At 42.8% G+C, this 11791-nt stretch carries 10 protein-coding genes; 2 read left to right on the forward strand and 8 right to left on the reverse strand.

What is annotated here, in order from left to right:
- Positions 1-17: 17 nt before the first annotated feature.
- Entirely contained in the window at positions 18-1349 is a 1332-nt protein-coding gene (locus ACVBDU_RS08400) for a serine hydrolase (RefSeq protein ID WP_447179303.1), read from the reverse strand.
- Between the two features lie 313 nt (positions 1350-1662).
- On the opposite strand from ACVBDU_RS08400, the gene ACVBDU_RS08405 reads away from it, so the two are divergent.
- Positions 1663-2439 (forward strand): S1/P1 nuclease, encoded by a 777-nt coding sequence (locus tag ACVBDU_RS08405; RefSeq protein ID WP_447179304.1) that lies wholly within the window; start codon positions 1663-1665, stop codon positions 2437-2439.
- A 230-nt stretch (positions 2440-2669) separates the two neighbouring features.
- On the opposite strand, the gene ACVBDU_RS08410 is transcribed toward ACVBDU_RS08405, so the two are convergent.
- Complete coding sequence (locus ACVBDU_RS08410; protein ID WP_447179305.1) at positions 2670-3275, reverse strand: alpha-ketoglutarate-dependent dioxygenase AlkB family protein; 606 nt, start codon at positions 3273-3275, stop codon at positions 2670-2672.
- Between the two features lie 38 nt (positions 3276-3313).
- Positions 3314-4198, reverse strand: a complete 885-nt coding sequence (locus ACVBDU_RS08415) for an AraC family transcriptional regulator (RefSeq protein ID WP_447179306.1) — start codon at positions 4196-4198, stop codon at positions 3314-3316.
- A gap of 232 nt (positions 4199-4430) precedes the next feature.
- Here ACVBDU_RS08415 and ACVBDU_RS08420 point away from each other — a divergent pair, with 232 nt between their 5' ends.
- A complete protein-coding gene (locus ACVBDU_RS08420; protein ID WP_447179307.1) occupies positions 4431-5039 on the forward strand; it encodes a T9SS type A sorting domain-containing protein in 609 nt (202 codons plus the stop codon).
- A gap of 358 nt (positions 5040-5397) precedes the next feature.
- Here ACVBDU_RS08420 and ACVBDU_RS08425 read toward each other — a convergent pair whose 3' ends face one another.
- From ACVBDU_RS08425 to ACVBDU_RS08445, 5 genes are all read right to left on the reverse strand, one after another.
- Entirely contained in the window at positions 5398-7176 is a 1779-nt protein-coding gene (locus ACVBDU_RS08425; RefSeq protein WP_447179308.1) for a DUF885 domain-containing protein, read from the reverse strand.
- A gap of 70 nt (positions 7177-7246) precedes the next feature.
- Complete coding sequence (locus tag ACVBDU_RS08430) at positions 7247-7714, reverse strand: hypothetical protein (protein WP_447179309.1); 468 nt, start codon at positions 7712-7714, stop codon at positions 7247-7249.
- A gap of 101 nt (positions 7715-7815) precedes the next feature.
- Positions 7816-8454 carry an MOSC domain-containing protein gene (locus tag ACVBDU_RS08435; RefSeq protein ID WP_447179310.1) on the reverse strand — a complete coding sequence of 213 codons (639 nt, stop codon included), beginning with the start codon at positions 8452-8454 and terminating at the stop codon, positions 7816-7818.
- Between the two features lie 188 nt (positions 8455-8642).
- Positions 8643-10523, reverse strand: coding sequence for a molecular chaperone HtpG (gene htpG, locus ACVBDU_RS08440; RefSeq protein ID WP_447179311.1), 1881 nt, complete (start codon positions 10521-10523; stop codon positions 8643-8645).
- A gap of 246 nt (positions 10524-10769) precedes the next feature.
- The gene (locus tag ACVBDU_RS08445; protein WP_447179312.1) at positions 10770-11525 is read right to left on the reverse strand and encodes a DeoR/GlpR family DNA-binding transcription regulator; all 756 of its coding nucleotides are present in this window, start codon (positions 11523-11525) and stop codon (positions 10770-10772) included.
- Positions 11526-11791: the final 266 nt, after the last annotated feature.

Consider the following 11791-nt stretch of genomic DNA (forward strand, 5'->3'; position numbering starts at 1 on the left):
GTTTTACCGGAGTATCTCTAATTTTTGATAAGCAATACCTCTTGTCCGTTTTGTTGCAGGGTAAGCCCAACGATGGTGCCGTTTTCATCCGCTTCGAAAAATAGTCTTGCCAGAACATTTTTATAAAAGAAACGATGATCTCCGTAATAATACACGGGGAGTTCCGGTTGTGCCGCAAGACGTGCATACAAAGTATCATCTTTTACCGTGATCTGCATACGCAGCCCCAGGCCGTTATTCTGGTAACTCCCGGCGTAGTCCTGTAACACTTCGGGGTCTGTTTCCCTGGCTTCGGGGGTGGTCAGAAGTTTGTGTTTTTTCGGGGCGGCGAGATACATGCCAATATCATCTAAGGAATTGCTGCTGGTGTTGGTTATCATAACCACAATTTTCTTCTTTTCGGGACTGAGGGCTATAAAAGAGTGAAAACCACCCGTCCCTCCGCTGTGATGGGCAATTTCTCCCGAGTAATGCCATGCAAGGCCATATTTTCTATGGTTTTTGTCCGTATAATGGGGCTGAAGGGTAAGATCAGCAGCTTTTTTCAGGGGATTTTCAGGGTCCAGGTAAGATTTGCCGTAATGCAAGAGGTCGGTAACACTTGTTTTTAGTGCTCCTGCACCTGCCATAGCCTTGAAATCCCATCGGCTTACCGGTCGATTGCCCATGTAACCCGTAGTTGTGTTTGCAGCCTGTTCCTTAGGAATTTTAACATAGGTATGTTCCAGTTTTAAAGGAGATAGTATACTTTTTTTGAGTAAGGTAGAATAGTCGGTTTTACCTTTTATGGCAAGAATTTCCCCGAGCAGGCCTGCTCCCAGGTTAGAATATCCGTAACGTTCTCCTATATGTGTTGCCTGGTATTGTTTTAAAAATGCCAGAAGGTTTTCCCTGGTGTAATCCCGGTAAGGGTTATCCATGGATTCCGGAGCCATATTTCCCGGAAGGCGTGGTAATCCGGAAGTATGTGTTGCCAATTGTTTGAGCAGTATCGGGTTACCTTTTCGGTCCCTCAATCGTATACTGTCCGGAAGAAGTGTATCAGCAGGAAAATCAAGAGCCAGCTTTCCTTCCGTTACAAATTTTGCCAGGAGCAGCGCGGTATAGGTCTTGGTAATAGAACCTATTTCATATAAGGTATTCCTGTCTGCTTTTTCTTTTCGCTCCGCATTTTTAAATCCGTAGGTGAAATAGGTTTCTTTTCCTTCTTCCCATACACCGAGAACTACAGAGGGGTAGATCCCGTTATCCACCCTGGTTTTTATTTCATTTTTTACAGGTTCCGGTATCTGGGCAAGGCACCATGGTCCGGTGAGGACCAATAATGCAAAGGCGGACAGATGCCTCATCTTTTTTGTCCGTATCATGAATCATTATTGTTGGTAACAATTAGGTTTGTCCGGCAAAGTTAATAATGTTAAAGTTGTGTTGAAAATTCCGGCAGCATTTTTACAGTAACTACGTTGAAATTTTATCTACATTCACTGTAATTCCTGTTTTTCAGGGATCATACGCTTTCTTTTATTCCTCGCTACGTGATTTTTTCAGAATCACCCCGGAAGAGCGGTACCTGATTTTAACTTTTTCCTGTTCCCTTCCTTTGATAAAGATATCTTATTTTTGAAGTCTTTCGAAACAAGATAAATCAAACAGCAAAATATTATGAAGGGAGCCGTTATTTTACTCTTATTATTTATAGGAAATGTGGCCTGGGCGAATAGTGTGGTTTGGGGGCCTACGGGGCACCGGGTAGTTGGCGAGATTGCAGAACAATATCTGAATGGCAGGGCCAAAAGAAAGATAAGTAAGTTGCTGCACGGGGAGAGCCTGGCCGTTGTAGCCAACCATGCGGACGATATAAAATCGGATAACCGTTTCCGGAAATACGATGCCTGGCATTACGTGAATATTACGCCTGGAAAACAATACGGGGAAGAACCTGTAAGTGAATACGGGGACCTGGTTACTGCCATAGAAAAGTGTGTTGCCGTAATAAAAGACGATAATGCCGATGACAAGGACAAAGTATTTCACCTGAAACTTCTGATCCATTTTATAGGAGACCTGCATCAACCGTTGCATGTGGGCAAAGCAGAAGACAAAGGAGGTAACGATATACAGGTACGCTGGTTTAACAGCGGGACCAACCTGCACAGTGTATGGGATTCCAAGATGATTGACCATTATAAAATGAGCTATACGGAAATAGCAGACAGCTATCCGGATATTTCAAAGCAGGAAGTTAAGCGCCTTCAACAAGGTGCTGTCCTCGATTGGGTGGAGGAATCACGTCACCTTGCTGATGAAGTATATGCTTCGGCGGAAACAGGGGAAAAACTTGGATATAGATATATGTACGATCATTTTCATACCGTGAAAGGGCAATTGCAAAAAGGGGGACTTCGCCTGGCAAAGGTGCTTAACGATATATTTGGTTGATATCCCGGTTTTCAAAGGACATACGATTGAAAACCCGGAAATACGGTGGTTTTTTAGGGTAACAAGTGTGATTTCGACTTTGGCATGAAGATTGTGTTAATCTAAGCGAAGGCTAAAAGCAAGGAAATTAATGCAGATATCCCGGTCGTATTAAAGGCAGTGATTAGTTTTCTTTTCAGGGAATAAAACATACAACGTCCGCTCCGGCGGACGTTTTTTTTATCCTTTTCTTATTTTCCCGATATCCGGATGTTTCTGAAAGTGAGGTTTATTCGGGGACCTGTTTTCTTCGCGGTTTTAGGTATCTGATGTAACCAATGGTGTTGTGTACTCCCTTTCATAAGCAACAGGCTTCCGTTTTCCAGGAGAAGTTTGTGCCGGAATTCCTTTTCTTTTTTGTGTTTAAAGTGAAAATAGCGTTCACTTCCAAGGCTTACCGAGGCTATTACGGGGTTAGGGCCAAGCTCCCGCTCATCGTCTGCGTGCCATCCGTTGCTGTCTTTTCCGCTGCGATAAAGGTTTAGCAGGCAGGAAGTGAAACTTTCCCCGCATACGGCTTCTACTTTTTCTTTTATCTCTGCCAGTTCCGGGAAAAACGGATGCGGATGCATGGTAATACCCGAATAAGAATAAGAGGCAAGGTTGTCTGCGTAAAGGGCAGTGAGCCTGGGTTGCGGATGGGTTTTTCCGAAAAGTGTTATCTCATCCTGTTGCCAAAGGGCTTTTTCCATCAGGGATTGGTAGTAGAAAAGGGATCTCTCCATAGAGAAGATTCCCGGATAGTACAACACTTCGGCATCTTTGAGCGGCAGTCGGTATGTGGAATTTTTATACAAGGTAACGGGTATTGGTGTGTATATTTTCTCATAATGTCCTACCAGCTGAAAACAGCCTGGAGTTCATGTCGGTATTCGGACGGGCTCTTGCCGGTAAATTCCTTGAAGGACTTATTAAAATGCGAAAAATTGTTAAACCCGCTTTCCAGACATATTTCGGTGATGCTCATGGGTTTTTCCGCCAGGAGTTTTGAGGCGTGCACCAGCCGGTATTCATTGACAAACTTGGTAAATGTCTTATTGTTTATCTTTTTAAAATAACGGCAAAACGAAGGTACGGTCATGCTTACCAGTTCCGCTACTTCGTCCAGGGATATTTGTCTTTGATAGTTGTCTTTGACAAAGTTGAAGACCCGGTTTATCCTTTCATTATCCTGAACTTCGGTTTCCATGGAAAAACTTTCCGCTGCGTTAAGGATCTTATATTCTTTGGAATCCTGCAGATCGTGCAGCACACTAAGAATAGTGAGCAGCCTGTTGAATTGCGATTGCATGGACATCCCCTCTATTTTTTTGCCGATCTCCTTTTTGGTATCTCCATAGAAGGCGATCCCTCCCTTAGCCCGGTCAAAAAGGGTTTGTATATTTTTCATTTCCGGTCTTTCCAGGAAATCATTACCCAGAAAATTGGGTTTCATCTGTATTACGGTTTCGCTTTTGTTACCGGTAAGTTTATCCGTAAAACCGCAATGGGGCAGATTGCTTCCTATAAGTATGAGGTCTCCTTCCGTATAATAGGATATATGACTACCTATCTGCCTTTTTCCGGCACCACCGTTTACATATACCAGTTCTATTTCCGGATGGTAATGCCATATTCTTGCTTTGTTGTTTTTTTTCTGGCTATACCTGGTATAGGAAAAGGAATTACCAAAAGACGGGTGTATTACCTCAAATGACGGCTTTAAATTCTTTAATTCCATAGTTATACCTTTTTGAGTGAAAACCTATTAAAAATAAATCATCGATTTTGTCGGTTTATATGCAAAGTTAACAATAATATATGAAATATTAACCTTAACATTGGCTTAACATTAGGTGAGGGGTAAAATAGCACATATATTGGAAAATTTAATAGTAGTGAGATCGTTGTGGGCATAGTACTTTTACATCGTCAACAAAGCCTAATCTGTTTAATTAAAAAAAATTGCTGTTATGAAAAAATTAACCAAGATCAGTATCGTTGCCGCTTTAATGTTTATGGTGGTGACAGCAGGAGCTAAGACAGGAGAATTAGACTTCTCTTTGGAAGTAAAAGGATATGAGGGGAAAACTGTGAGTTTTGTTGTTAACAACGTGCAGAAATCCGTAGGACTTTCCCTTATCGACAAAAACAACAGGGTGTTGTATGCAGAAAATATAGAAATCGACGGAGAATACAAAAGAACCTATAACTTCGACAGATTGCCCGAAGGACAGTATTTTCTCGAAGTGGAAAGCGCTACTAAAGTAAAGAGGTATTCTATAATAGTAGATGCATACTCCGCTAAATTGTACTACAACGAAAGCAATGAAATGTACAAGCCCATGGTGTCCGTAAGGAATAAAATGGTTTATGTAAACCTTTTGAGCCTTGACAAATCCCCGCTTCATGTGGAGGTTTACGACGCAAACAGCAACCTTCTTTATCAGGAAACCTTGAAAGGCGGTTATGAACTGGGCAAAATGTACGATTTCTCTAATGTAAACAACGGTACATATACCCTGGTAATGACCCACAAAAACAAAACCTTTGTAGAAAAAGTAAAACCTGCAAAGTCTTAAATAAACGGGAAAAGAAAAAGATTAATAATATTGGGTTTTTTAATAGATTGATTGATTTTAAAGCGAAAGGGGCTGCAATAAATTTGCAGCCTCTTTTCGTTTAAGAAATTGTTACCTCAACTTTATTCACGGTGCAATCCCAGAAATTAAAGGGCAGGCAAAAGCAACTGAGGGAGTATTTCCTTTGGCCTGAAATTACGAAATTAAAACAGGACTTCCATATCGCTCTTCTGTGTAGAAGCACTCAGCCGCCTTCATAGGCGCCATTAAGTTGTCAAACCTGCAACTCTTCCGTGGCATCGTCATTCCCCAATAATCATAACCTTCAATCGCCTTCATTTTAAACCCGGCCCCTTATTCAGGATTGTTCCTGTATCCAGGTATCTATTCTTTCTTCCAGCAGTTGCAGTGGCAGGCATCCGGGTTCCAGTACTTTATTGTGAAATTCTTTGATATCAAATCGGTCTCCGAGCGCTTTTTCCGCCCTGTTCCGCAGTTCCAGTATTTTCAATTGCCCCACTTTATAAGACAGAGCCTGTCCGGGAATTGCCATGTAGCGTTCGATCTCCGAGGTTATACCTGCTTCGGACTCGGCTTCGTTTTCCATGGAATAACGGATGGCCTGCTCCCTGCTCCAGCCTTTGGTGTGTATCCCGGTGTCTACTACCAGGCGGATCGCACGGTGCATTTCGGCGCTGAGCATACCAAAATATTGATAAGGGTCGGTATAGAGCCCGAGTTCTTTACCCAGCGATTCGCAATACAGGGCCCATCCCTCTCCATATGCGCTGTAGAACAGTGTTTTTCGAAACATCGGCAGGCTGTCATTTTCCTGTTGCAGGGATATTTGATAGTGATGCCCGGGAATGGCTTCGTGTAAAAAGAGGTCTTCGTCAGAAAACATATTGTATTTTTTTACATCCGGAACGGGAACGTAAAATATCCCGGGGCGCGTACCGTCCAGAGAACCGGGATGGTATTCTGCGCTGGCGGATGCTTCACGGAATGCCTCCGTACGCCGTACTTCAAAGGCCGTACGGGGAACCATATCGAATAATTTGTCCAGTTGAGGTTGCATTGTCTCATGGATATCACCGAAATTGTCGATCACTTCCTGCGGATCATCAAAAGGCATAAGTTCCTTTTTGTTTCTTACGTAATCAAAAAATGATTTGAGATTTCCTTTAAACCCTACTTCATTTTTTACCCTTTCCATTTCCGAAGCTATGCGTTCCACTTCCTTCAGTCCCAGTTTGTGTATTTCAGCGGCGCTCAGGGTTGTGGTGGTGTATTGTTGGATAAGATGGTCGTAATAATCTTGTCCCCCGGGCAATTCGGATATACCGGAAGTTTTTCTTCCTGCCGGGAGGTATTCTTCCTTTATAAAAGTATCCATTTTTTTAAATGCGGGAATGAGTTTTTCCGAGATCATACCGGCATATGCCTTTCGGAGTTTGTCCTTGTCCTCCTCTCCGAATGCTGCGGGGAAGTTTTCTATGGGTTTGTAGAACATGTGTTCCTCAACTTCGGAGTTTGCCAGGCCATCTATTTGCGGAATGACTTTTTTAATGAGAGATACAGGCAGAACATAACCTTCTTTCATCCCCCTTTTCATATAAATCACGGCGGTATCGCACCATGTCGCGAAAGCATCGGCGCGTTTCAGCCAGTCATTATAATCTTTGACGGTTTTAAAAGGATGTGCACCTGCTCCGCTTGCCAGTTGGGTAACGGTCAGATGGAGAGAATAAAACTGATTAACAGGCATGAGGTAGGAAGGGAACTTCAGGTCCCGGAGCTTCATATTACACTCCCACTCCAGAATATCATAACTCAGTTGGTCATTTGGTGTGAGCGAATCTTTGTCGTAGTTGTTTAGTTTTTCCTTGTAGGAAGTATAAAAAGTTTCCAAAGAATCCCTGTATGCCCCGGAGAGATAATTTGGCAGGAGATCGTTATAACGGTAGTCCCCGGCATAAGTGGCGCTTAGCGGATCCAGCTTTAGACTTCCCTCATGGTAATCGGCAAAAACCTGTGCTATCGGGGGATGATTTTCGGTTTTTTGTTTTTCTTCCTTTTTGCAGCTTTGGACAATTACCAGGACAGCTCCGGCAATAAGAATAAGTTTGTTTTTCATAACAGGATTAATCGGTTGAGTTGGTAAATATAACCCGGAAAAGAAGATTGCGGCATTATAACATACTGTTTTAAGAAGTAGCCGATGTATCCGGCCGGATATCCTTGCCTTCCATTTTACCGGAATGGTTATTGTTGTGGCCCGAACGGATATATTCCATTTTTCTGAAGCGCAGCGCTTCCCAGTCTTTATTAATGGTGAGACTGTCCACACTGTCATAAGAATTTCTGGTCAGGGGAGCCCAGTCATAGGCATTGGTGATGTCGGTGGTGTAATTTTGTGAAATTGTCCTGGGATGCGCTACCCACAGAACAACATCATCCTTGAGTTTGGGGCCCAGGGTAAGCATCTGCTGTTCAAATTGTTTGATGGTAGTCACAAAAACCAGGGCAAATTCTACCTTGTTGACCTGTACCAGGGATTCGTATACTTCGATACCCACCAGTTCAGCCAGTTGTTTTGTAAATCCTTTAGGCTCGTTCAGTACCAGGATCTCCTTTTGGTTTTCCAGTTTTAATTTTTTGAACAGGTTTTTCATCTCTTTTGAAATTGCAGAAGGTTTCAGGTAAAAGACCGTGCCTTATAAAGATACAAAAAAATACCATTCGGACAAGGTTGTAAATAATCCTTTCCGATATGTTAGGAGATCCTGGAAAATATACGGTCCAAGTCTTTTTTACAGCTTTCTGCCAGTAAAGGATGTGATGTAATCTGCGGAATATGGTCCGGAACCGGTTTGTAGAGCAGGGAGAACACTTCCTGCAGGCTAAACCGCTGTGGGTCCTGTTCTATAATTTCCACGGGGTCTCCTGCTTTAACGGTGCCGGGCGTAAGGACACGCAGATAAGCCCCTGGACGTTCGTAAGCGATAAAATCTTTAAGTACTTTCTGGCTGTCAAATTTTATACCCAGCTTAAAGCAGGGTTGCCTGGGTTGTGTTACCTGTACGGTAGCATTGCCGATTTTAAGGATGTCACCGATGTGTAAACGGGATTCGTCCAGTCCTTCGATGGTGAGATTTTCTCCGAACATCCCCCAGTCCCATTCCAGGTCGGGATAGCGCTGTTTCCAGTACGGATAATGATCTGCGGAAAAAGCATAGCACGCCTTGTCCGTGCCACCGTGATATTTCCGGTCAACCACCGCATCGCCCTGAACATCCTCCTTTTCCAGTAATATGGATGAAGTTACCGGATGTTTATAGATACCGGTAAGTACTTCTTTCCCTTTCCATGGAATGGCTGTAGGTTTGGCGATATTGACGGCAATGACTTTCATATGGTAAAATTACGGTGAAAAAACGAAAAAAACCGGAAATTTTCCAGGGATTTATATACAAAACCTTACCCCGGGTAAACAAAAAAACCGCTCCGGGGAATCCCGGGGCGGTTTTTTGAATGTATAGCAGAAAGAACGAACCGACAGATATGAAAATTAAAGACGGTCCTGTCCTGATTGCTTCGTATTTATTTTATCATATCAAAACTCCTCTTGATGAAGTTAGTGAGCTCTTCACCTTTTAAGAGTCCTTGTGACAACCGTGCCAGGTCCAGGGATTGTCTGATAAGCCTTTCCTGTTTGGGCTTGGTTTTGGTGCTTAATATCTGAGATACCAGTTCGTTGTTGGTATTCACCACAAGGTTGTACATTTCGGGCATGTGGCTCATGCCAAACATTCCGCCTCCGGTTGCATTCATCTCTTTCATCCTTCGCATAAACTCCGGCTGTGTGATGAGGAAAGGAGCCGCATTACTGTCCATAGCCTCCATTTGTACCGTATATTTTTCTTTCGGAACAGCCTCGGTGATGATCTCTTTCAGTTTGTCTTTTTCTTCATCCGAAAGTTTGGATATCTTTTCCTCGTCCTTTTTAATGATGTTGTCAACAGGTTCGGAATCTACCCTTACAAAAGAGATATTCTCTTTTTCTGTTTCCAGTTTCTGGATGAGGTGGGCTACGATAGGAGAGTCCAGGAGCAGCACTTCATAACCTTTCGCTTTGGCTTCTTCTATATAACCGTGTTGTTCCTCCTTATTGTTGGTGTACAGGATAACCAATTTGTCATCTTTGTCCGTCTGGTTGTCCTTGATTTTCTCACTGAGTTCTTCAAAAGTATAGAAGGTATCGTCTACTGTCGGATACAGGGCAAACTTATCGGCTTTTTCAAAGAATTTTTCTTCGGAAAGCATACCGTATTCAATAACGATCTTGATGTCGTTCCATTTTTTCTCAAAGTCCTCCCGGTTGTCCTTGAACAGGGAACTGAGTTTATCCGCAACTTTCCTGGTGATGTAGTTCGATATTTTCTTAACATTACCGTCTGCCTGAAGATAACTTCTCGACACGTTCAGCGGAATGTCCGGAGAGTCGATAACCCCTTTGAGCATGGTGAGGAATTCCGGAACAATGCCTTCTACGTTATCCGTAACAAAAACCTGGTTCTGGTAAAGTTGTATCTTATCCTTTTGAATGCTGAGGTCGTTTGTCAGTTTCGGGAAAAAGAGGATACCTGTCAGGTTAAACGGGTAATCCACATTCAGGTGGATATGGAAAAGCGGCTCTTCGAACTGCATCGGGTACAGCTCGCGGTAGAAATTTTTATAATCTTCATCCTTGAGATCGGCCGGTTGCTTTGTCCACGCCGGTTCCGTATTGTTTATAATATTGTCTACTTCTTCGGTAGGTGCCGGATCTTCTTCTTTGGCGTCTTCCGGTTTTGGCAGGGTTTCCGTCCTGGTGCCGAACTTGATCGGAACAGGCATGAACTTATTGTATTTAACCAATAGTTCACGTATTTTGCTCTCTTCGAGGAATTCGGTGGAATCGTCCGCTATGTGCAGTATAATTTCGGTTCCCCTGTCTTTCTTGTCCGATTCTTCCAGGGTGAATTGCGGGCTGCCGTCACATGTCCAGTGTGCAGCGGGTGCATCCGTGAAAGATTTGGTGATGATCTCTACCTTTTTGGCTACCATAAAAGCAGAGTAAAAGCCGAGACCGAAGTGGCCGATGATCCCGGTGTCTTTGGAATCTTTGTATTTTTCCAGGAATTCTTCAGCCCCGGAAAAAGCGACTTCGTTGATGTACTTTTGTACTTCATCGGCTGTCATACCGATACCCTGGTCCAGGATATGAAGCTTTTTACCTTCCTTGTCTATTTTAACTTCAATAACGGGATTTCCATATTCTACCTTGGCCTCGCCGATACTTGTAAGGTGTTTTAGCTTTAAGGTAGCATCCGTGGCATTGGAAATAAGTTCCCTCAAAAAGATCTCATGGTCGCTGTACAAGAATTTCTTGATCAGCGGAAAAATGTTCTCTACAGATACATTGATATTTCCGGTTGTCATTTTATTAGAATTTTAATAGTGATTTTCTTCTAGGGCAGTTTCAAAAAAAGTACCAATGCAGGAGGAGGTGACAAAGTGGCATTTTAAAATACGATGTCAAAAGTCAGGAACCGGATGATGTGATAATTCGACAATGGGTCAATAAAATAAAAAAACAGGATCAAAAAGGATTGTACTCTTTCTCTTTTTGGGAGATGCCGAAGATGGGGGTGCGTGAAAATTTTTCTGAAACCAGGAACTACTCAACTAAACAACAGTAATCATAATCCCCTGGTCCCGTAATTTCTTGACTAAAGCGGGAGAAATGCTTTTATCCGTGATGATATGGTCTACCTGATCCAGTTCACAGATTTTTCCGAAACCTTTCTTTCCGAATTTCGTGGCATCGGCAAGAACAATAACTTCCTGCGCGGAGCGTATCATCTTCTGGTTGAGGTGTGCCTCGGTAATATCGGTAGTTGTAAGCCCGAAGTCCAGGTCTATACCATCTACACCTATAAAGAGTTTGTTACAGGAAGTTTCTTCCAGTATCATTTCCGCATAATGCCCGGTTACCGAAGAGGAACTGTGCCGGGTATAGCCGCCGAGCTGTAATACTTCGATATTCGGATGCCTCAGCAACTCCATGGCAACATTGAGAGCAGAGGTAATAACGATCAGTTTTTCTTTAGGCTGAATTGCCCTTGCAAAAGCAAGTACGGTAGTGCCCGATGCAATGATGATAGATTCGGCAGTATCCACCAGTCTGGCCGCTGCGGCCGCTATGGCTTTCTTTTCTTCGGTTTGTACTTTCTCTTTTTCGTGGACATGCCTGTCATTCACATACGGATTTTCCAGTGAAGCCCCGCCATGAGTACGGAACAGGAGCCCTTTTTCTTCCAGCAGGCGCAGATCCTTACGTATGGTAACGGCAGATGTTTGAAGTTCCTTGCTGAGTTCCAGAACTTCCACATGCTTTTCCTTAGCCAGTTTATCCAGTATCTGTTTGTGTCTGTTCATCATAAAAAGCCCGTTTTCAGTGGTAAAAATACATAAAAGTTTGATAAAACCGTAAAATGAGCAATAAATCGAAATGTAATATGAATTAAAATGAAATAAAAGGAAATAGTGTAGGATCATACTATTTGGAGGTGTATGATGTGTTTTTTAACGGAGAATAAGGTTGGTATTGGTCATAAATATTCAGGTGAATAAAAAATAAAGGATTTTTTTGGGAAATTAGCAAATATCATTTACTTTTGAAAAGTTTCGTTATTTATGTATTTATT

The sequence above is a fragment of the Sinomicrobium endophyticum genome (assembly GCF_052983315.1).